Here is a 20,937-nt window from a genome sequence, read left to right as displayed (position 1 = left end):
CGACTCCCGCGCCGACGGTGCTCGCGGCGCTCACCGGGACCCCTCCAGGATGTCGGTGACCGGGTTGTAGTAGCCCGGCTCGTGCCGCGCCACCCCGGCCAACCCCTTGCCCCGGTCCGCCGGCCGCTTCATGATCCCGAACGTCCCGTCGGCGATGGCGTTCAACAACGTGTCATCGGTGATGCGTTCCAACAGCTCGACAGCCTCACCCAGCACCCGGTGCGCCCGCTGCTGGATGAACCCGCCCGGCGCCGGCACGAAGTCCTCGTGCAACCCGCCCGCCGCGCCCAACACGTACCGCACGTTCTGCAGCGCGATGTCCCGGTCCGACAGCCACGGCGTCACCACCGCCTCGGTCATCATCCCCACCAGCAGGATCCCCTGCCCGGTCATCGTGCCCACCAGGTTGAAGAACCCGTCCAGCAGGTTGCCCCGGAACACGTCCCCGGTCATGTGCTTCGTCGGCGGCATCCACTTCAACGGCGCGTCCGGGAACAACTCCCGGGCCAGCAACGCGTGCGCCAACTCCAACCGGAACGACTCCGGCACATCCGGGTTGATCTCGAAAGCGTGGCCCAACCCCAACTGCCAGTCCGCCAGCCCCGCCTCGTGCGCGAAGAACTCGTTCAACAGCTGCGACACGGTCACCGTGTGCGCCTCGTCCACCGCGTCCGCCGTGGTCAGGTAGTTGTCCTCACCGGTGTTGATGATGATCCCCGCCCGGGCGTGCACCTGCCGGGAGAACCGCTGGTCCACGAACGTCCGGATCGGGTTGATGTCCCGGAACAGGATCCCGTACATCGAGTCGTTCAACATCATGTCCAGCCGTTCCAACCCCGCCAGGGCCGCCATCTCCGGCATGCACAACCCGGACGCGTAGTTGGTCAACCGGATGTACCGGCCCAACTCCCGGGACGACTCGTCCAGCGCCGCCCGCATCAACCGGAAGTTCTCCTGCGTCGCGTACGTGCCCGCGAAACCCTCCCGGGTCGGCCCCTCCGGCACATAGTCCAGCAACGACTGCCCGGTCGACCGGATCACCGCGATGATGTCCGCGCCCGCCCGCGCCGCCGCCTGCGCCTGCGGGATGTCCTCATAGATGTCCCCGGTCGCCACGATCAGATAGATCCACGGCCGCCGCGCCGGATCCCCGTACCGCCGGATCAGCCGGTCCCGCTCGGCCCGCCGCCGGTCGATCAGCCGGACCCCCGCGGCGGTCGCCCGCCGCGCCGACCTGCGCGCCGCCGTCGCGCCCTTCCCCACCGGTACGTCGAACCGCACCGACCCGGCCGCCGCCTTCTGCGCCAGCAACGTCAGATCGGAGATCTCCTCCCGGGCGGCCGCCTCGAACACCGGCAACGCCACCCCGTGCCCCAGCCCCACATCGGCCACCACCGCGTCGACCAGCCGGTTCACCCACGGAATGCCCTCCGGGTCGGCCCCGGACACCCCCGCCAACCGCAGCACCGCCCGCTCCACCGACACCGTCGTGTGGCTGCGGGCCAGATCCACCACCGGCTGACCCGCCGACCGGGCCAACTCCCGGGCGCGCGCCACCACCGCCGGATCCAGTCCCAGCTTCCCGGTCACGACCCGCCCTCCTCGAAAATCACGTCACCACGCAGCACCGTGCGCCGGCACACCGGCAACGGCGTCGGATCCTCCGGCCCCCACACCTGCGGATCCTCGGCCACCAGCACCGGCAACCCGCGCCGGGTGCCCGCCGGCGTCGACCACACCGCGAACGTCGCCGCCGCCCCCCGCGCCAACACCCCCTCGGCCGGCAGCCCCGACCCGCGCGGCCGCGGCGGCAACGCCGACCAACCACCCCGGGTGTGCGCCGCGAACGCCGCCGGCACGCTCATCCGGTGCACCGGGTTGAAATGCGACACCGCCGCCCGCACCGACCCCCACGGATCCAACGGCGTCACCGGCGAATCCGACCCGAACGCCAGCGGCACCCCCACCCCGTGCATCGCGCCCATCGGGTTCGACTCCAACGACCGGGCCACCCCCAGCCGCGCCGCGTACATCTGCCGCTCCCCACCCCACAACCGGTCGAACGCCGGCTGCATGCTCGCCACGATCCCGTACTCCACGAACGCCGCGATCAGCCGCTTGTCCATCAGCTCCGCGTGCTCCACCCGGTGCCGCGCCGCGCGCAACCGGTCCACCCCCAGCACCCCCGCCGCGCCCGCGAACCCCGCCACCACCGTCGCCAGCGCCGCGTCCCCGATCGCGTGGAACCCGCCCTGCATCCCGTGCTCCGCGCAGTCCACCAGGTGATCCCGCACCTGCTCGGCCGACACGTACCCGTGCCCGCGGGCCTCCGGCTCGCCATCGGCGTACGGCGCCGACACGTGCGCCGTCCGCGACCCCAGCGCGCCATCGGCGTACAGGTCCCCGCCGGCGCCCACCGCGCCCAGCTCCCGGGCCCGCGCCGCGCCCAGCAACTCGCCCCAGTAGCCGTACACCTCCGGCAACCCCGCCCCGGACAACGCCAGCACGCTCGTGAAATCCGCCTCGTCCGACGTGCCCGGACCACCGCACTCGTGCACCGACGCGATGCCCAACTCCGCCGCCCGGGCCAGCGCCGCCCGCTGCGCCGCGGCCCGCTGCGCCGCCGACACCGAACCCAGCGCGACCTCCCGCACCACATGATGCGCGTCCCGCCGCAGCCACCCGGCCGCGTCGAAACCCTCCGCGTCCCGCGCCGCCGGCGCGGCCGCCAGCAACGCCGAGGACACCAGCGCCGAATGGATCGACGCCTGCGACAGATACACCCGCCGACCACCGGCGGCCCGATCCAGCTCCGCCGCCGCCGGCAACCGCCCGTCCGACCACGCCGACTCGTCCCAGCCGTGCCCGAGCACCACCGCATCGCCCGGCAGGCCCGCCGCGAACTCCGCCACCCGGTCCAGCACCTGCTCGGCCGACCGGGCCGCCGACAGCTCCAGACCGCTGCGCGCCAACCCGGTGTCCGTGCAGTGCACGTGCGCGTCCACGAACGCCGGCGTCACCAGCGCGCCCGCCAGCTCCACCACGCGGTCCGCGGCCGGCGCCGCGTCGTCGGTGCCCAACCAGACGATCCGGCCGTCCCGCACCAGCAGAGCCGTGGCGGTCGGATCCGACGGGCAGTGCAACACTCCACCGCGGTACAGCGTCGAGGGAGACCCGGCCCGCGGCCCGGTCGCAAGCTGTGCAGTCATGGCGTCAGTCTGCCGCCAGGCGGGCCTCGAACAGCGCCCGCACCCCCGGGACCTCGCGCAGCAACCCCAACGCCAGCTCCGCGTGCCCCGGCACGTACCCGTTGCCCACCAGCATCGTCACGTCCGCCGCCAGACCCTCCGCGCCCAGCGCGGCCGCCGCGAAGCTCGTCGCCATCGAGAAGAAGATCACCGTGCCGCCGTCGGCCGTGGCCAGCACCGCGCCGTGCTCGCAGCCCGGCACGTCCACGCACACCACCGTCACATCCGCCGGGCCGCCCAGCGCCCCCGACACCGCACCGGCCAACGCCACCGGATCCCGGGCGTCGGCCAGCACCACCGCGTCGGCCAGGCCCGCCGCCACCAACCGGTCCCGCTCCGCCGGCACCGGCACCACCCCGACCGTACGGGTGGCCCCGGCCCGCCCCGCCGCGGCCAGCGCCAGCGACCCGCTCTTGCCGGCGCCCCCGATCACCGCCACCGAGACGCCCCGGCCGGCCGCCAACCGCTCGGCCACCACCCGGGCGGTCAGCGCCGGCGCCCCGCACACGTCCAGCACCGCGAGGCTCAGCCCCGGCGCCAGCTCCGCCGGCAACACCGCCGCGATCGAGCGGGCGAACAGGATCGCGTGCCCCTCACACGGCACCTGCTCACCGCGCCCGTCCCACCGGGCCAGCCCGTCGGTCACCGCCAGCGGCGTCAGGGTCAACGACACCAGCGTGGCCACCGGGTCGCCGGGCTCGAGCCCCAGCGGCGACTCCGGGCCCACCTCGTCCACCGTGCCGATCAGCATCCCGCCCGAACCCGTGACCGGATTGTGCATCTTGCCCCGGGCCGCGATGATGTCCCGCACCTCGTCCCGGACGGCCGCGCCGTCCCCGGCGTGCTTCTCCGCCAGCTGCCGGAAGCTCGCCGCGTCCAGGTTCAACCGCTCGACCCGCACCCGGACCTCGTCCGGACCGATCGCCGGGCTCGGATCCAACCGGTACGCCGCCTGCGGCAGCACGCCCACCGGCTCCAGCACCCGGTGCAGACCGACCGGTGACGTCATGCCGCCCTCCCCTTGCAATACGCAACCCGACACTCGCAACCCGCAACCCGACTCGCTCGGCCGGAAAACTTACGGCAGAATAGTTTCTGACCAGGATATTTTCCAGTACCGTCCCGGGGACGCCCAGACAGCGCCGCCACCCGAGGAGGACCCGTGACCCAGCTCGAGCCCCTGACGGCCGCCCCGGCGAGCATCCCGACCCCCCGCACCGGCGCGGACCCCGCCCCCGAACACGCCGAGGCGCCCGCCGGCCGCACCACCCTCGCCGGCGGCCAGCCGTACGAATACCGCCGCCGCCCGCTCGTCGAACCCGACTGGACCCGCTTCCCCGGCTGGCGCGACGTCACCCGCGAACAGTGGGAATCCGCCCAGTGGCAGCGCGTCAACTGCGTCAAGAACCTCAAACAGCTGCGCCGCGTCCTCGGCGACCTCGTCGACGAGACCTTCTACGCCGACCTCGCCGACGACCAGGCCGCGCTGGCCACCATGTCCATGCTCGTGCCGCCACAGATGATCAACACCATGGTCCCGGACCGCGTCCCGGACACCGACGGCCTCTACGCCGACCCCATCCGGCGCTACATGATCCCGGTCGCCTCCGACCGGCGCACCGACTGGCCGTCCCACCCGTACGCCACCCGCGACTCGCTGCACGAGCACGACATGTGGGTCGCCGAGGGCCTCACCCACCGCTACCCCACCAAGGTCCTCGCCGAGCTGCTCTCCACCTGCCCGCAGTACTGCGGCCACTGCACCCGGATGGACCTCGTCGGCAACTCCACCCCCACGGTCGACAAGCTCAAGCTCACCCTCAAGCCCGTCGACCGGTACGACGCCCACATCGACTACCTCAAGGCGCACCCGTCCGTGCGCGACGTGGTCGTCTCCGGCGGCGACGTGGCCAATGTGCCGTGGCGCAACCTCGAGTCGTACCTCATGCGGCTGCTCGAGATCGAAACCATCCGCGACATCCGGCTGGCCACCAAGGCCCTGATGGGCCTCCCCCAGCACTGGCTCCAGCCCGAGGTCGTCGAGGGCCTCGAACGGGTCGCCCGCACCGCCTCCCGGCGCGGCGTCAACCTCGCCATCCACACCCACGTCAACCACGTGCAGTCGCTCACCCCGCTGGTGGCCCGGGCCGCGCAGACCGCCCTCGAGGTCGGCGTCCGCGACGTCCGCAACCAGGGCGTGCTCATGCGCGGCGTGAACGCCACCGCGCCGGCGCTGCTCGACCTCTGCTTCGGGCTCCAGGGCGAGGCCGGCATCCTGCCGTACTACTTCTACATGTGCGACATGATCCCCAACGCCGAGCACTGGCGCGTCCCGGTCTGGCACGCCCAGCAGCTCCAGCACGACATGATGGGCTACCTGCCCGGCTACGCCACCCCGCGGATCGTCTGCGACGTCCCGTTCGTCGGCAAGCGCTGGGTGCACATGCTCACCGAGTACGACCGCGAGCGCGGCCTGTCGTACTGGACCAAGAACTACCGCACCTCGATCGAGGCCGCCGACGCCGAGGCGCTGGACCGGCGCTACGCCTACTACGACCCGATCGACACCCTCCCCGAGGCCGGCCAGAAGTGGTGGGCCGACCAGGAGCGCGCCGGCGCCTGAGCAGCACATTGAAGCGGCCCCGGGACCAGTTGGTCCCGGGGCCGCTTCGCGTCGGTCGGGCTTCAGCCCTTGAAGGCGTCCCTGACGTCGCGGCCGGCGTCCTTGAGGTGCTCGCCGGCCTGCTTGGTCTGCGCCTCGGTCCGGTCGGTCGCGCCCTCGGCCTGCAGGCTCTCGTTGTCGGTCGCGTCGCCCACCTTCTCCTTGCCGGCGCCCTTCAACTCGTCGATCTTGTTCGAAATCTTGTCGGCGAAGCTCATGTCGGACTCCTCGGGTCGGCGTTTTCGGCCTTGTGTTGCTCGGGGTGCCCGATTTCGTTGTTCGGGAAACTGCCTTTTCGGCATGTGCCACCCGGTACATCGCGTAGGGCGTCCTAGGATGCTAGGTGTGAGCGGTCCCCCGAGCGAAGGCGCTGGCCGGCTGGTTGACTGGGCCGATGGCGGAGATCATCCTCATCCGGCACGGGCAGACCGAGTGGAGCGCGGCGGGCCGGCACACCTCGCACACCGACGTGCCGCTCACCCCCGACGGCGAGCGGCAGGCCGCGGCCCTCGCCCCCGCGCTCGCCGGCCGACGGTTCGCCGCCGTGCTGGTCAGTCCCCGCAGACGCGCCCGGCACACCGCCGAACTCGCCGGCCTGACCGTCAGCGACATCGAGCCCGACCTGGCCGAATGGGACTACGGCGCGTACGAGGGCCGGACCACCGCCGACATCCGCGCCGAGCGGCCCGACTGGGATCTGTGGTCCGACGGCTGTCCCGGCGGCGAGTCGCCCGAGCAGGTGGCGGCCCGGCTGGACCGGGTGCTGGCCCGGGCCGCGACGCTGCTGGACACCGGCGATGTGGCGCTGGTGGCACACGGACACAGCCTGCGGGTGGCCACCGCCCGATGGATCGGGCTGGCGGCGGCCGACGGCGGCCGGTTCCGGCTGGACACCGGGACCCTCTCGGCGCTCGGCTTCGAACGCGACCGGCGGGTCCTGCTGCGCTGGAACGCCCCAGTCGCAGGCTGACCCGCCGGACCGCCGGCGCCGCTCCCCCGGCCGGATGCCGTGGGCCGTGGGGCCGGAGGCGGCGCGGCTGGGCCGTCGCGGGCCCGCCCGGACCTCAGCCGGGCCCGGGCCGGTGCACCTGCCGCCGGTAGCCGCTGGGGGTGAACCCGAGGACGGACCGGAACTCGTTCGCCAGGTGGGCGTGGTCGGCGTAGCCCAGATCGGCGGCCAGCGCCGCCAGGCTCGTCTCCGGCTCGGCGCGCACGCGCTCGGCCGCCTCCTGGAGCCGGCGCCGCCGGATCATGGCCAGCGGCGGCAGCCCGACGTAGCGGCGAGCCAGCCGCTGGAGCGTCCGCACCGACACATGCAGCCGCGCGGCCACGTCCTCGACGGTCAGCACGGCCGGATCGGCGCCGATCAGATCCGCCATGGCGTTGGCCAGCAGGGCATCCGGGCCCGGTGCCGGCAGCGTCCGGTGGAGCCACTCGGCGAACGCCCGCACGGCGCGGTCGTGCCGGGACGGACCGTCCCCGGGCCCGGTCATCGCCGCCGTCACGGCCGCGTGCAGGTCGGCGGCCGGCACCGGCTGGTAGCCGTCCCGCAGCGTCCCGGGATCGGCCGCGAAGAACGGCACCGCGGCCGGTTGCAGCAGGGCTCCGACCGCCCACCCGGTCCCGCTCAGATCGCGGTACGAGGCCCGGGTGGGCGGGCCCACGAAGCCCACGCCGTCCCGCTCCACGACCAGGTTGCACACCGGAAAGGCGATCAGGTGCTGCCGGGATGTCCGGCCGGGGGCTATCCGCCACTCCGGGATCCAGAACCAGCGCACCAGCGCGGCCACCGGGTCCGGCGGCGGCAGCCGACGCAACGTGGGCAGCCGCGCCGGATACAGCACCCCCCGCTGGTCCAGGCTCACTCCCACAAGCTACGTGATGTCGCCTTTTTCCAAGCCGCCCGCCACGGGCGAACCGTACGGTTTCCGACCATGACCGTTTCGATCAACGCCGCCTCCGGCGAGCACACCACCAACGGCACCCCGCACGGCGCCACCAGCCTGACCCCCTTCCTGGCCATCCCCGACGCCCGGGGCGCGATCGACTTCTACCGGGACGTCTTCGGGGCCCGGGTGGTGGACGTGACCGAGATGGGCGGCGTGATCGCGCACGCCGTGCTGGACTTCGGCGCCGGGCTGCTCCAGCTCGGCGAGCCGATGCCCGATTACGGCCTCGTCGCGCCGCCGGAGGGCGACAACGACTGCTACTCCATCGGCCTGTACTGCCCGGACGTCGACGACATGGTGACCCGGGCCGAGGCGGCCGGGGCCACCATCCGGGAGGCGCCGTCCACCTTCGTCTCCGGCGACCGGTTCGCCAGCATCCGGGATCCGTTCGGGGTCCGGTGGTCGATCATGACCCGGGTCGAGGACCTGTCCGAGGCGGAGAGCGCCCGCCGGGTCGCCGAATGGGCCGCCACGCAGCAGGCGTGACCGCGCTGCGGTAACCAACAGCAGGGCCCGCGCCGCCGGGGCAGCGCGGACTGCGCCGGGACGGCGCGGACAGCGCCGGGACGGCGCGGACGGCGTCACCGGCCCGGCGGCGCGGACAGCCGCGGCCGGCGCTCGCCCCGCTCCCGGCGCGCCCAGCCCTCCCGTACCCTCGCGGCATGCCAACGCCTGCGGGAGATGCGAATGAATGACAGGCTCGACGCCGGGGTCGCGCACCCGGCTCGGCGGTACAACTACTGGTTGGGCGGCAAGGACAACTTCGCGGCGGACCGCGAGTCCGGGGACCTGCTGGCCGCGTCGTATCCCGCGGCCCGGATCGCCGCCCGGGCCAACCGGGCGTTCCTGCGCCGCGCGGTCCGGTATCTGGCCGGTACGGCGGGCATCCGCCAGTTCCTGGACATCGGCACCGGCCTGCCGACCGCGGACAACACGCACGAGGTGGCCCAGCGCATCGCCCCGGAGTCCCGGATCGTGTACGTCGACAACGATCCGATGGTGATGACGCACGCCCGGGCGCTGTTGAGCAGCACCCCGGAGGGCCACACCCGCTACCTCGAGGAGGACCTGCGCAACCCGCACCGGATCCTCGGCCACCCCGACCTCGCGGAGGTGCTCGACCTCGATCGGCCGGTGGCGCTCATGCTCATCGCCATCGTGCACTTCCTGCCCGACCAGGCTGCCGCCCGGGAGGTCGTGCGCACCCTGATGGCCGCCCTCCCGGCCGGCAGCCACCTGGTCATCTCGTGCGCCACGACGGAGTTCCTCACCCCGGAGCTGGCCGCCAACTGGGACGAGAGCCTGCGGTCCGGCCGCTCCGACGTGCACCCGCGCAGCAGGGAGCAGTTCACCGAGTTCTTCGCCGGTCTCGACCTCGTGCCGCCCGGGGCCGTGGCGATCAGCCGGTGGCGGCCGGACCCGGACGACCCCGAGCAGCCGCTGCCGGTGGACGCCTCGATGTTCGGCGCGGTGGGCCGCAAGCCGTGACCTCGTCCGGGCCGGCCGCGGCGAGGCGGGCGAACCGGCCCGATTCGCCGCATTAGTCCGCGAACGGCGGCCGGTCGGCGCGGAAAACCGACCGCTCGTCGCACCAGATCGACCGCTAACGGCACCATGAGACCGCTCCCAATTAGGGTCGGCAGCCACCGGATGGATCGAGCGCCCGCCGGCGTGTCCGGGACGCCGGTTCGAATAGGGGGACAGCACGTGAAGCTGCGCGCACTCATCACCGTCGCGACGGTGTCCAGCCTCGCCGCCTTCGGCCTCACCGCCTGTGGCGGCGACGACGGCGGCGGCGGTTCGGGGTCGAAGACCCTCACCTACTGGGCCAGCAACCAGGGCACCAGCCTGGACAACGACAAGGAGGTGCTGACGCCGGTCCTGGACAAGTTCACCCAGCAGACCGGGGTCAAGGTGAACCTCGAGGTCATCGGTTGGAACGACCTGCAGACCCGGATCCAGACGGCCGTCACCTCGGGCCAGGGACCGGATGTGCTCAACATCGGCAACACCTGGGCCGCCTCGCTGCAGGCCACCGGCGGATTCCTGCCCTTCGGCGACGAGGAGATGAAGGCCATCGGCGGCGCCGACAAGTTCGTGCCCACCGCCCTGGCCACCGGCGGCAAGCAGGGCGAGCCGCCGACCTCGGTGCCGCTGTACGGGCTCGCGTACGGGCTGTACTACAACAAGAAGATGTTCGCCGACGCCGGCCTCCAACCGCCCAAGACCTGGGAGGAGATGGTGACGGCCGCCCAGAAGCTCACCAACCCGGCCAAGAAGGTCTACGGGATGGCGCTCGCCGGGGCCAGCTACACCGAGAACGTGCACTTCGCGTTCATCAACGGGGCGCAGAACGGCGTCGAGTGGTTCGACAACGCCGGCAAGCCGACCTTCAACTCCGACGGCGCGGCCCAGGGCATCCTGCGGTACCTCGACCTGATGCAGAAGGACAAGGTCGTCAACCTGTCGAACGCCCAGTACGACAACTCGAACAAGTCGGTCAACGACTTTGCGACCAAGAAGGTCGCGATGATCATCAACCAGAACAACGCCGACAACGCCTTCGTCAGCAACGGCATGAAGCCCGGCGACTACGGCGTGGTGCCGTTCCCGGCGCCGCAGGGCGGCCAACAGGTCGGCAGCCACGTGGCCGGCATCAACATGTCGATCTTCAAGAACACCAAGAACAAGGACGCGGCGCTGAAGTTCGTCAAGTTCATGACGGACGCGGACACCCAGAAGACCCTGGGCAAGCCGTTCGCCTCGCTGCCGGTGCTCAAGGACGCCCAGCCGGTGTTCACGGACGACGCCGAGGAGGCGAAGACCTTCCAGCAGATCTACACGACCATGTCGAAGCCGCTGCCGCTGGTGCCCGCCGAGGACCAGTTCGAAAGCACCGTCGGCAAGGCCATGAACAGCATGTTCGCCAAGATCGCGACGGGTGGGACCGTCACGGTCGACGACATCAAGGCCGCGATGAAGAACGCGCAGGATCAGGTCACCACCTCCACCGGCGGCTGACGCCGGCCGTCGTGGTCACCGGCGCCGGCCCCGACCGGTCGGCGCCGGTGACCCGACCCGGGCGGCACGGCCCGGCCGACTGACCGATGCGGGCCGGTCAGGCAACGAATGGAGGTACCCATGAGCTCATCCACTTCCGACGCGGCCGACCGGGACGGCGTGGCCGCTCCCCCGCCGGCGAGAACCGCCGCGATCCGGCCGCGCCGGCCCGAACGGTCGGCCGCGGCCGCTGGCTCGGCCGAACGGCCGGGCCCGGGTCGCGGGCGGATCGCCGCGGCCCGCGGCGCCCGGCGGCCACGCTGGCTGCCGTACCTGCTCCTCGCCCCGGCCATCCTCTTCGAGCTGCTCATCCACATCGTCCCGATGGTCGTCGGCGTGTGGATGAGCTTCGTTCAGCTGACCAAGTTCTTCATCGCCAACTGGTCCGAAGCGCCCTGGGTGGGGCTGCGCAACTACCGGATCGCCGTCGACGTCAACGGCGTCATCGGCAAGGGGCTCCTGCAGTCCTTCCTGATCACCGTGGGCTTCTCGCTGGCCACCGTGGCGCTGTCCTGGGGACTCGGGATGGCCGCCGCCGTGGCGCTGCAGCGGCCGTTCGGCGGGCGCAACGTCGTACGCACGCTGTTCCTCATCCCGTACGCCCTGCCCGCGTACGCGGGGATCATCACCTGGAACTTCATGCTCCAACGGGACAGCGGCATGGTGAACCACGTCCTGGTCGACCAGCTCGGGCTCGCCAGCGACCGCCCGTTCTGGCTGATCGGCGGCAACGCCTTCACCTCGATCGTCACGGTCGCCACCTGGCGGCTCTGGCCGTTCGCCTTCCTGACCCTGATGGCCGGCATGCAGAGCATCCCGGGCGACGTCTACGAGGCCTCGGCCGTGGACGGCGCCGGACCGCTGCGGCAGTGGCGCAGCGTGACCCTGCCGTTCCTGCGGCCGGTCAACATGGTGCTCGTGCTGGTGCTGTTCCTGTGGACGTTCGCCGACTTCAACACCCCGTTCGTGCTGTTCGGCACGGCCCAGCCGCCGGCCGGGGACCTCATCTCGTTCCACATCTACAACGCGTCGTTCCTGACCTGGAACTTCGGCAGCGGCGCGGCCATGTCGGTCCTGCTGCTGCTGTTCCTGCTGGTCGTCACCGGCGCGTACCTTCTGCTCACCAACCGGAGGTCCGACAATGCGTGACAGCAGGGGCTTCAAGGTCTTCCGGATCGTCACGCTCGTCGTGCTCGCGATCTTCACGATCCTGCCGCTGTACGTCATGGTCAGCAGCTCGCTCAAGCCGCTCCGCGACGTGCAGGGCGCCTTCACCTGGTGGCCCAGCAACCTCACCCTGAAGCCGTTCGTGAGCATGTGGAGCACCGTGCCGCTGGCCCGGTACTTCGCGAACAGCCTCATCGTGTCCGGTCTGGCCACCGTGGCGAGCGTGATCCTCGCGATCCTCGCGGCCTTCGCCGTGAGCCGGTTCCGGTTCCGCGGCCGGAACGTCTTCACCACCACCGTGCTGTCCACCCAGATGTTCCCGGGGGTGCTCTTCCTGCTCCCGCTGTTCCTGATCTTCGTGAACATCAACCGCTCGACCGGGGTCCAGCTGCAGGGCACGCTGACCGGTCTGGTCATCACGTACCTCACCTTCTCGCTGCCGTTTTCGATCTGGATGCTGGTCGGGTACTTCGGGAGCATTCCCCGCGAGCTGGACGAGGCCGCCATGGTCGACGGCGCCGGCCACCTGCGTACGCTGTGGAAGGTCGTGCTGCCCGCGGCCCGGCCCGGCGTCATCGCCGTGGCCATCTACGCCTTCATGACGGCCTGGGGCGAGGTGCTGTTCGCCTCGGTCATGACCACCGAGCAGAACCGGACCCTCGCCGTCGGGTTGCGCCAGTACGCCAGCCAGACGAACGTGTACTGGAACGAGATCATGGCCGCCTCCCTGGCGGTCAGCGTTCCGGTGGTCATCGGGTTCCTGCTGGCCCAGCGGCACTTCGTCGCCGGCATGACGGCCGGCGCCGTCAAGTAGCCCACCGACCACCGCGCGACCGGCAAGCAGATCCGAGAGGAACACCGTGCTCATTGCCCTGCCCGACGACTGGACGCTGACCACCGGCCCGGGGACCCTTCCCGACGCCGTGCCCGAGGCGGTGCGCGGGGCAGGCATCCCGGCCACCGTGCCGGGCTGCGTGCACACCGACCTGCTCGCCGCGGGGCTGATCCCCGACCCGTACCTCGACCGCAACGAGAGCGCGCTGGCCTGGATCGGCCGGACCCCGTGGACCTACCGGACCCGGTTCGCGGCCGAGCCGGCCGCGGCCGGCGAGCGGATCGAGCTGGTCTTCGACGGGCTCGACACCGTCGGCCGGGTGCTGCTCAACGGGACCGTCCTGGGCACGGTGGCCAACATGCACCGCCGGCACCGGTTCGACGTGACCGGCCTGCTGGGCCCGGACAACGAGCTGACCGTCGAGTTCGCGGCCCAGCTCGACGCCACCGAGGAGGCCAGCGCGCGGCTCGGCCCCCGGCCGCACACCAACACCCACCCGTACAACGCGGTCCGCAAGATGGCCTGCAACTACGAGTGGGACTGGGGACCCGACCTGGTCACTGCGGGCATCTGGCGGCCGGTCACGCTGCGCCGCTGGCGGACCGCCCGGCTCGACGACGTGCTGCCGCAGGTCACCGTGGACGGCGCCACCGGGACGGTACGGGTCCGGGCCGGTGTCGCGACGGCCGAGGCCGACGCGCCGGCCGACCTGGTGGTCCGGGTGGCGGTGGCGGCCGCGCACGGCTCGCCGGGCGGCAGCGCCGAGGCGGCCGCGGGCGGCGACGCGACCGGCGGGTCCGACCGGACCGCGGTGGTGCAGCTCGAGGTGCCCGAGGTCGCGCGCTGGTGGCCCCTCGGGCACGGCGACCAGCCCCGGTACGACCTCACGGTGACGTTGCTGGACGCCGAGGGCGCCGAGCTGGACCGCTGGGAACGCCGGATCGGGTTCCGCACGGTGGCCCTGCGGACCGAGCCCGACGAGCGCGGCACGTCGTTCGGGATCGTCGTGAACGACCGGCTCATCCAGGTCAAGGGCGCCAACTGGATCCCGGACGACTGCTTCCCGAGCCGGGTCGACCGGGCGGCGTACGCGCGCAGCATCGGCGACGCCGTGGACGCGGGCCTGAACCTGCTGCGGGTGTGGGGCGGCGGGATCTACGAGAGCGACGACTTCTACGACCTGTGCGACGAGCGCGGCGTGCTCGTCTGGCAGGACTTCCTGTTCGCCTGCGCCGCGTACGCCGAGGAGGAGCCGCTGCGGTCCGAGGTGCTGGCGGAGGCCCGGGAGGCGGTGACCCGGCTGGCGCCGCACCCGAGCCTCGCGGTGTGGAACGGCAACAACGAGAACCTCTGGGGCCACGAGGACTGGGACTGGAAGGAGCCGCTCGGCGACCGCACCTGGGGCGCCGGCTACTACCACGAGGAGCTGCCGCGGATCGTCGCCGAGCTCGACCCGACCCGGCCGTACTGCCCCGGCAGCCCCTGGTCGCCCGACCCGGCGCGGCACCCCAACGACCCGGCGCACGGCTCGATGCACATCTGGGACGTGTGGAACCGGATCGACTACACCCACTACCGCGACTACGTGCCGCGGTTCGTGTCCGAGTTCGGCTACCAGGGGCCGCCGGCCTGGTCGACGCTCACCCGCGCGATCCACGACGAGCCGCTGGCGCACGACTCCCCCGGCATGCTGGCGCACCAGAAGGCGGCCGACGGCGACGAGAAGCTCAGCCGCGGCATCGCGCCGCACCTGCCGCTGCCGGAGGACTTCGCCGACTGGCACTGGGCCACCCAGCTCCAGCAGGCCCGCGCGGTGGCCTTCGGGCTGGAGCACTTCCGCTCCTGGTACCCGGCCTGCTCCGGCGCCGTGGTCTGGCAGCTCAACGACTGCTGGCCGGTCACCTCCTGGGCCATGGTCGACTCCGACGGCCGGCGCAAGCCGCTCTGGTACGCCGTCCGGCACGCCTTCGCGCCGCGGCTGCTGACGATCCAGCCCCGGGACGGCGGACTGGTGCTCGCGGTCTGCAACGACACCGACGAGGCGTGGACCGCCGAGGTTCCGGTGCGCCGGCTCGACCTGGACGGCACGGCGCTGGCCGAGGAAACCGTACGGTTCGAGGCGGGGCCGCGGGCCACGGTGCTCGTGCCGCTGCCGGACGCCGTCGTCCGGCCGGACGATCCGCGGCGCGAGCTGCTCGTGGCGGGCGAGGGCGTCGAGCGGGCGCTGTGGTACTTCGTCGAGGACCTCGAGCTGCCCCTGCGGGAGAGTTGGGAGGCCGTCGACGTGCATCGTGTCCCGGACGGCTACCAGGTCCGGGTCACCGCCGCGGCGCTGGCCAAGGACGTGTGCCTGCTGGCCGACCAGGCCCATCCCGAGGCGGTGGTGGACGACGCGCTCGTCACCCTGCTGCCCGGGGAGAGCCACACCTTCACCGTCCGCTGCGCCGCCGAGGTGCCGACCGACGAGTTCCGCTCGCCCCGCGTGCTGCGCTCGGCCAGCCAGCTCGTCGAGCGGCACGGACCGGCGTCCGGGCGGCCCGGCGGCGGCGACCCGGCCGACGGGGACGGCGGCGACGGCCGGAGCGGCCCGCCGGGGCAGCGAACGCCGACCGACCGGGTCTCGACGGGGCGGCCGGCATGAGGCCCGGGACGACCTCCGACACCGCCGACGGCGCGGCCGAGGTGGCGCGGGAGCTGCCGGCCTCGTTCCGGTTCGGCTCGGCCACGGCCAGCTACCAGATCGAGGGCGCGGTGCGCGAGGACGGCCGCGGGCCGTCGATCTGGGACACCTTCTCGCACACCCCGGGCCGCACTCGAAACGGTGACACCGGGGACGTGGCCTGCGACCACTATCACCGGTGGCGCGAGGACATCGGGCTGATGTCCGACCTCGGGCTCGACGCGTACCGGCTCTCGATCGCCTGGCCGCGGATCCAGCCGGACGGTCGGGGCCGGCCCGAGCCGCGCGGCCTGGCGTTCTACGACCGGCTGGTGGACGGGCTGCTCTCGGCCGGCATCGACCCGGTGGTCACGCTCTATCACTGGGATCTGCCGCAGGCGCTGGAGGACCGGGGCGGCTGGACCGTCCGGGAGACGGCCGAGGCCTTCGGCGAGTACGCCGGGCACGTGGCCGCGGCGCTCGGCGACCGGGTAAGCATGTGGACCACCCTGAACGAGCCGTGGTGCAGCGCCTACCTGGGCTACGCCTCCGGGGTGCACGCCCCGGGCCGCACCGAGCCCGAGGGCGCGCTGCGGGCGGTGCACCACCTCAACCTCGCGCACGGCCTCGGGGTGCAGGCGGTGCGCGCGGAGCTGGGCGAGGCGGCCCGCTGCTCGGTCACGCTCAACCTGCACGCGCTGCTGCCGGCGGACCCGTCGTCGGCGGCCGACCGGGACGCCGTACGCCGGCTGGACGCGCTGGCCAACCGGGCGTTCACCGGACCCATGCTGGACGGCGCCTACCCGCCGGACCTGCTGGCCGACACGGCCGAGGTCACCGACTGGTCGTTCGTGCGGGACGGCGACACGGCCGTGGCGCACCAGCGGCTCGACGCGCTGGGGGTCAACTACTACACCACCACCACGGTACGGGCCTGGGACGGCACGACCGAGCGGTCCTCGGAAGACGGGCACGCGCCGAGCCGGCACACCCCGTGGGTGGCGGCCGGCGACCGGGTGGAGTTCGTTGCGGTGCCCGGGCAGCGCACGGACATGGGTTGGCTGGTCGACCCGGACGGGCTGCGCGACCTGCTGCTGGACGTGCACCGGCGGTACCCGGAGCTGCCGCTGATGGTCACCGAGAACGGCGCCGCCTTCCCGGACACGGTGGGCCCGAACGGCGCCGTGGACGACCCGGATCGGCTGGAGTACGTGCGGCGGCACCTCGGCGCGGTGGCCGAGGCCATCCGCGCCGGCGCCGACGTGCGCGGGTACTTCCTCTGGTCACTGCTGGACAACTTCGAATGGTCCTGGGGCTACGACCGGCGCTTCGGCATCGTCCGGGTCGACTATGAGACGCTGCGCCGCACCGCGAAGTCGTCGGCCCGGTTCTACCGGGACGTCATCCGGGAGCACCGGGCCGGGCGCCCCTGACGCGGGGCGCACCGCCCACGGCCGGCCGCCGCGCCGATGTTCCCGGCTCGATCCGGGAGCACCGGCGCGGCGCGGTAGGCCGGAAAACGTCCTACCCTCAGACGGTGGCACCCGACAACGCGAGCCGACCGGCCCGAGTGGCGGACGTGCACGAGCTGGCGCTGGCCATGCCGTACGTCACCGTCGAGCACGCCGGCGACAACCCGGTCTACCAGGTCGGCCGGAAGTCGTTCATCTTCTTCCGCAACCCGCGGCCGGACGCCGTCGACGAGCGGACCGGCGAGCGCTACCGGGACGTGATCGTCTTCTGGGTGGAGTCGGAGGCCGACAAGCAGGCGCTGGTGCGGGACGAGTCCACGCCGTTCTTCACGACGGCCCATTTCGACGGCCACCTGTCGGTGCTGCTGCGGGCCAGCCGGATCGGCGAGATCAGCCGCCAGGAACTCGCCGAACTCGTCCAGGACGCCTGGCTGTCCCGCGCGTCGGCCCGCCGCGGGGCGGCCTGGCTGGCCGAGCACCGTCCGAGCTGAGCGGCGCCGGCTGCCGCCGCCGGCCCGACCACAGCGGGACGATTCATTCACAAACTGGACTTATTATTGGTCTTTGTTAACAGTCAGATATAGACGTACAATGCCCCGAGCGAAAGTCTCGATCCTGCCTCGACTATTGTGAGCCGGTACCTCCGCCGGTAGAGTCCGGCCCAGCTTTTCCGCCGGGGTGGCCGAAGTTCCCTGGTGCGGATAAAAAGGGCTCATCGGGAAGCTGCGGAGGATACGATCGACGCAATTTGGGGTATGGCGGATCGCTATCCTGATCGTCCGGCCGTCATACACAACGGCAATATTCTGACCTATGCCGAATTGCGTGCCGCCGTCCGGGAACGCGCCCGCCAGCTCGGGCCACGACCGGGGGTCGTGGCCGTGCCCACCAGCCGCTCCCCGGAGACCATCGTTTCCCTGTTTGGCGTGTGGGCCGCAGGCGGAACGTACTGTCCCATCGATCCCGCCTTTCCCCGGGACCGCCAGGACATGATGCGCTCGGCCGCCGGGTGCGACGCGGGCGGCGACGCGGACAATGACCCCGATCCACCCGCATACATACTCTTCACGTCGGGTTCGACGGGTCGACCAAAACCCGTAACCACACCAAGGCGCGCCATTGCCACCACGGTCGAGTCCCTCCGCGGACTGTTCGCTCTGTGTGAGTCCGATCGCGTACTGCAATTTTCCTCGCTCAATTGGGACACCTGCTTCGAGGAAATTCTGCCGGCGCTGTCCGGCGGGGCCGCGCTGGTCTTCGACGACGACGCCCACACCGGTTCGTTCCGGCGTTTTCTGCGGGCGGTGGAACGGCAGCGCATCAGCATCCTCGACCTGCCCACGGCCTTCTGGCACGAGCTGGTCAACCACCTCCGCGAGGAGCGCGTCGAGCTGCCCGGGTGCCTGCGCCTGGTGGTGATCGGCGGCGAAGCGGTCAACCCGGCCCGGCTGGCGGAGTGGCGCGCGCTGCCGACCGGCCACCTGCGGCTGCTCAACACCTACGGCTGCACCGAGACCACCCTCATCACGCACGCCGTCGACCTGCACGGCCCGCTGGCGGCGCCCGCGCCGGCCGGCGTCGCGGCGGGCATGGCGAGCACCGCCGCCGAGGGCACGACGACCGTCGCCGCCACCGCGGGCACGACGACCGTCGCCGCCACCGCGGGCACGACGACCGTCGCCGCCGCGGGCACGACCGCCGCCGCGGACCCGCCGCGCATCGCCGCGGCCACGACGGCCCTCGCCACCGTGGACGCGCCGGACACCGCCGGGGCCACCACGGATCCGGTCGTCGGGCCGGCGCCGATCGGCCGGGCGTTGCCGCACGTCGTCGAGCGGATCGGTCCGGACGGCGAGCTGCTCATCGGCGGTCCGGCGATCGCCTCGGGATACCGGGGGCTGCCCGAGGCCACCCGGGACCGCTTCGTCGAGCTGGCCGGTGAGCGGTTCTTCCGCACCGGCGACCGGGTCCGGCGCGGGCCCGGCGGCCTGCTCTTCCCCGAGGGCCGGCTCGACGCCGAGGTCAAGATCCGCGGCATCCGGGTGGATCCGGCGGAGGTCGAGGCGCACATCGGCGCCTGCCCCGGGGTGGGCGCGGTGGCCGTGGCCCCCTCCACCCTCGCGGGCCGCACCGCGCTGGTGGCCTACCTCGTGCCCCTCCAGACGGCCGATGGCGCGACGCTGGGCCGGCGGGTCACCGACTTCCTCCGGCAGCGGGTGCCGGGGCATCTCATCCCCAGCCGCATCCGGGTGGTTCCGCACCTGGTCTACACCGCCACCGGCAAGGTCGATCGGCAAGGATCAAAGGAGTTCTTCGATGGGTGTTGACGTGATCGCAGAGATCTTCCGGAGGGTGCTGGAGACGGTGGACGTCGACGGCGACTCGGACTTCTTCGACATGGGCGGCGATTCCCTGATCGCCACCCGGGTGCTCAGCGCGGTGGCCCGACACTTCGACGTCGAGCTGTCCTTCGAGGACTTCTTCGCGGCACCGACGCCCACCGCGCTGGCGAACGTTATCGCGTCCGTACGGGCATGAGGGTCGTCGTGGCCGGGGCCGGGCTCGCCGGTCTCACCGCCGCCGCCGCGCTGACCGCCCGGGGCGCGGAGGTCGTGGTGCTGGAGGCCCGCGATCGGGTCGGTGGCCGCACCCGTGGCCGGGAGGTGCTGCCCGGCGTCTGGGTCGACGCCGGCGCCGCCTACCTGGGCGACCGGCATGTCGAGTTGCACGACCTGCTCGCCGCGCATGGCCTGAAGACCACGCCGGCCACGGTCCCCGGGGCGAGCAGGTTCGCGCTGGGCGACCGCGACGAGGTCCGGCCGGGTCGCTTCCCGCCGCTGAGCGCGGTGGCCCTGGGCGACATGTTCGACCGGATCGACGAGGTGACCACCCGGGTACGCGTCGACGCCCCCTGGTCCACCCCGGACGCCGGGCGGCTCGACCGGCTGACGGTGGCGGACTGGGCCGACCAGAACCTCGCGCATCCCGACGCGCGCCTGTTCTTCCCGCTCTTCCTCGGCGAGATGATGGCGGCCGACCCGGCCACCGTCTCGGTGCTGCACATGGCGTTCTATCTGCGCTCCGGTGGCGGCACCCGGTACCTCAACGCCTTCGCCGGCGGCGCCCAGCAGGACCGGGTGGCTGGCGGGGCGCACCAGCTCGCCGAGCGGCTCGCGGCCGGGCTGGACGTCCGGCTCGGCGAGCGGGTGGACGCGATCGAGCAGGATGACACCGGGGCGTGGGTGTGCGCCGGCGCGCGCCGGCACCGGGCCGACGCGGTCGTGGTGGCGCTGCCGCCGCTGCTCGCCCAGCGGATCCGGTTCACGCCCGGGCTGCCCGCGCCCCGGGCCACCGACCGGACTGCCCGGGGCTGCGCGGTGAAGGTGCACCTCGTCTACCCGCGTCCGCTGTGGCGGGAGCACGGTCTCTCCGGCTGGTCGGTCAACGCCGAGGGGCCCCTGCTGTCCACCGTGGACGACTCCCCCGCCGACGGCGGCGCCGGCGTGCTCACCGGCTTCGTCACCGGCGGCGAGGCGCACCGGTTCGCCGCGCTGGACGCGGACGCCCGGCGCGCGGCGGCGTGCGCCCAGGCCCGGCGGCTGTTCCCGCAGCTGCCGGAGCCCACGTCGGTGCTGGTGACCGACTGGGTGGACGAGGAGTTCAGCCGGGGCTGCTATGCCGCGCTGTTCGGGCCGGGCGACTGGCTCACCCTCGGTCCGCACCTGATCAACCCGCACGGCCGCGTGCACTGGGCGGGGACCGAGACTTCTCGCGAGTTCTTCGGGCTCATGGAGGGCGCGATCCGCTCGGGACACCGGGTGGCCGCGGAAATCTTGACAGAACATTCATCCGCCGTGCAGGAGGTGGCGCCGTGAGCAACGACCG

General features: G+C 72.5%; 18 protein-coding genes. 13 read left to right on the top strand and 5 right to left on the bottom strand.

Translation table 11 applies throughout. The annotated features are described in order from the left end of the window. Positions 1-30: 30 nt before the first annotated feature. From kamD to kdd, 3 genes are read right to left on the bottom strand one after another with little or no spacing between them, the layout of a single operon-like run. Complete coding sequence (gene kamD, locus ACFFHU_RS16725; RefSeq protein ID WP_377339953.1) at positions 31-1,590, bottom strand: lysine 5,6-aminomutase subunit alpha; 1,560 nt, start codon at positions 1,588-1,590, stop codon at positions 31-33. After that, the gene (locus ACFFHU_RS16720) at positions 1,587-3,209 is read right to left on the bottom strand and encodes an amidohydrolase (protein ID WP_377339951.1); all 1,623 of its coding nucleotides are present in this window, start codon (positions 3,207-3,209) and stop codon (positions 1,587-1,589) included. The genes kamD and ACFFHU_RS16720 overlap by 4 nt, the downstream gene beginning before the upstream one ends. Positions 3,210-3,213: 4 nt before the next feature. Continuing rightward, positions 3,214-4,257: an L-erythro-3,5-diaminohexanoate dehydrogenase gene (gene kdd / locus ACFFHU_RS16715; RefSeq protein ID WP_377339949.1), complete on the bottom strand. Its 1,044-nt coding sequence runs from the start codon at positions 4,255-4,257 to the stop codon at positions 3,214-3,216. A gap of 192 nt (positions 4,258-4,449) precedes the next feature. On the opposite strand from kdd, the gene ACFFHU_RS16710 reads away from it, so the two are divergent. Next, positions 4,450-5,871 (top strand): KamA family radical SAM protein, encoded by a 1,422-nt coding sequence (locus ACFFHU_RS16710; protein ID WP_377340131.1) that lies wholly within the window; start codon positions 4,450-4,452, stop codon positions 5,869-5,871. Between the two features lie 62 nt (positions 5,872-5,933). On the opposite strand, the gene ACFFHU_RS16705 is transcribed toward ACFFHU_RS16710, so the two are convergent. Then, positions 5,934-6,128: a CsbD family protein gene (locus tag ACFFHU_RS16705; protein WP_377339947.1), complete on the bottom strand. Its 195-nt coding sequence runs from the start codon at positions 6,126-6,128 to the stop codon at positions 5,934-5,936. Positions 6,129-6,304: 176 nt separating this feature from the next. Between ACFFHU_RS16705 and ACFFHU_RS16700 the strand changes: the two genes are divergently transcribed. Continuing rightward, positions 6,305-6,880 carry a histidine phosphatase family protein gene (locus ACFFHU_RS16700; protein WP_377339944.1) on the top strand — a complete coding sequence of 192 codons (576 nt, stop codon included), beginning with the start codon at positions 6,305-6,307 and terminating at the stop codon, positions 6,878-6,880. 94 nt (positions 6,881-6,974) lie between these two features. Here ACFFHU_RS16700 and ACFFHU_RS16695 read toward each other — a convergent pair whose 3' ends face one another. Next, positions 6,975-7,718, bottom strand: a complete 744-nt coding sequence (locus ACFFHU_RS16695) for a helix-turn-helix domain-containing protein (protein WP_377340129.1) — start codon at positions 7,716-7,718, stop codon at positions 6,975-6,977. Between the two features lie 126 nt (positions 7,719-7,844). Here ACFFHU_RS16695 and ACFFHU_RS16690 point away from each other — a divergent pair, with 126 nt between their 5' ends. The 11 genes from ACFFHU_RS16690 to ACFFHU_RS16640 all read left to right on the top strand — a co-directional run bounded on the left by ACFFHU_RS16690 (position 7,845) and on the right by ACFFHU_RS16640 (position 20,927). Continuing rightward, positions 7,845-8,345, top strand: coding sequence for a VOC family protein (locus tag ACFFHU_RS16690; RefSeq protein WP_377339941.1), 501 nt, complete (start codon positions 7,845-7,847; stop codon positions 8,343-8,345). A 201-nt stretch (positions 8,346-8,546) separates the two neighbouring features. After that, entirely contained in the window at positions 8,547-9,347 is an 801-nt protein-coding gene (locus ACFFHU_RS16685; RefSeq protein ID WP_377339939.1) for an SAM-dependent methyltransferase, read from the top strand. 219 nt (positions 9,348-9,566) lie between these two features. Then, positions 9,567-10,880: an ABC transporter substrate-binding protein gene (locus ACFFHU_RS16680; RefSeq protein WP_377339936.1), complete on the top strand. Its 1,314-nt coding sequence runs from the start codon at positions 9,567-9,569 to the stop codon at positions 10,878-10,880. Positions 10,881-11,000: 120 nt separating this feature from the next. After that, a complete protein-coding gene (locus tag ACFFHU_RS16675) occupies positions 11,001-12,068 on the top strand; it encodes a carbohydrate ABC transporter permease (RefSeq protein WP_377339933.1) in 1,068 nt (355 codons plus the stop codon). Then, a complete protein-coding gene (locus tag ACFFHU_RS16670) occupies positions 12,061-12,900 on the top strand; it encodes a carbohydrate ABC transporter permease (protein WP_377339931.1) in 840 nt (279 codons plus the stop codon). The genes ACFFHU_RS16675 and ACFFHU_RS16670 overlap by 8 nt, the downstream gene beginning before the upstream one ends. 46 nt (positions 12,901-12,946) lie before the next feature. Then, complete coding sequence (locus tag ACFFHU_RS16665; protein WP_377339929.1) at positions 12,947-15,562, top strand: glycoside hydrolase family 2 protein; 2,616 nt, start codon at positions 12,947-12,949, stop codon at positions 15,560-15,562. Further along, positions 15,559-17,013, top strand: coding sequence for a GH1 family beta-glucosidase (locus ACFFHU_RS16660; protein ID WP_377339927.1), 1,455 nt, complete (start codon positions 15,559-15,561; stop codon positions 17,011-17,013). Before ACFFHU_RS16665 ends, ACFFHU_RS16660 begins: the two co-directional genes overlap by 4 nt. A gap of 104 nt (positions 17,014-17,117) precedes the next feature. Continuing rightward, positions 17,118-17,543, top strand: coding sequence for an MmcQ/YjbR family DNA-binding protein (locus ACFFHU_RS16655; RefSeq protein ID WP_377339925.1), 426 nt, complete (start codon positions 17,118-17,120; stop codon positions 17,541-17,543). Positions 17,544-17,807: 264 nt separating this feature from the next. Then, on the top strand, positions 17,808-19,379 hold the full coding sequence (locus ACFFHU_RS16650; protein ID WP_377339923.1) for an AMP-binding protein: 1,572 nt from the start codon (positions 17,808-17,810) through the stop codon (positions 19,377-19,379). Continuing rightward, entirely contained in the window at positions 19,369-19,590 is a 222-nt protein-coding gene (locus ACFFHU_RS16645) for an acyl carrier protein (protein ID WP_377339921.1), read from the top strand. The genes ACFFHU_RS16650 and ACFFHU_RS16645 overlap by 11 nt, the downstream gene beginning before the upstream one ends. Continuing rightward, entirely contained in the window at positions 19,587-20,927 is a 1,341-nt protein-coding gene (locus ACFFHU_RS16640; protein ID WP_377339919.1) for a flavin monoamine oxidase family protein, read from the top strand. The genes ACFFHU_RS16645 and ACFFHU_RS16640 overlap by 4 nt, the downstream gene beginning before the upstream one ends. The last annotated feature ends 10 nt before the right edge of the window (positions 20,928-20,937 follow it).

The organism is Plantactinospora siamensis (genome assembly GCF_042434095.1).
In the GTDB taxonomy this organism is placed as follows: Bacteria; Actinomycetota; Actinomycetes; order Mycobacteriales; family Micromonosporaceae; genus KBS50.
The sequence above is the reverse complement of the archived record's forward strand: the minus strand, read 5'-3'. Positions and strand labels throughout refer to the sequence as shown.

Coding starts and splice junctions, on each gene's coding strand:
- ACFFHU_RS16720 (WP_377339951.1), bottom strand. CDS start 3,209: ATGACTGCACAGCTTGCGACCGGGCCGCGGGCCGGGTCTCCCTCGACG.
- ACFFHU_RS16660 (WP_377339927.1), top strand. CDS start 15,559: ATGAGGCCCGGGACGACCTCCGACACCGCCGACGGCGCGGCCGAGGTG.
- ACFFHU_RS16640 (WP_377339919.1), top strand. CDS start 19,587: ATGAGGGTCGTCGTGGCCGGGGCCGGGCTCGCCGGTCTCACCGCCGCC.
- ACFFHU_RS16645 (WP_377339921.1), top strand. CDS start 19,369: ATGGGTGTTGACGTGATCGCAGAGATCTTCCGGAGGGTGCTGGAGACG.
- ACFFHU_RS16690 (WP_377339941.1), top strand. CDS start 7,845: ATGACCGTTTCGATCAACGCCGCCTCCGGCGAGCACACCACCAACGGC.
- ACFFHU_RS16675 (WP_377339933.1), top strand. CDS start 11,001: ATGAGCTCATCCACTTCCGACGCGGCCGACCGGGACGGCGTGGCCGCT.
- ACFFHU_RS16705 (WP_377339947.1), bottom strand. CDS start 6,128: ATGAGCTTCGCCGACAAGATTTCGAACAAGATCGACGAGTTGAAGGGC.
- ACFFHU_RS16650 (WP_377339923.1), top strand. CDS start 17,808: ATGGCGGATCGCTATCCTGATCGTCCGGCCGTCATACACAACGGCAAT.
- kdd (WP_377339949.1), bottom strand. CDS start 4,257: ATGACGTCACCGGTCGGTCTGCACCGGGTGCTGGAGCCGGTGGGCGTG.
- ACFFHU_RS16670 (WP_377339931.1), top strand. CDS start 12,061: ATGCGTGACAGCAGGGGCTTCAAGGTCTTCCGGATCGTCACGCTCGTC.
- ACFFHU_RS16700 (WP_377339944.1), top strand. CDS start 6,305: ATGGCGGAGATCATCCTCATCCGGCACGGGCAGACCGAGTGGAGCGCG.
- ACFFHU_RS16685 (WP_377339939.1), top strand. CDS start 8,547: ATGAATGACAGGCTCGACGCCGGGGTCGCGCACCCGGCTCGGCGGTAC.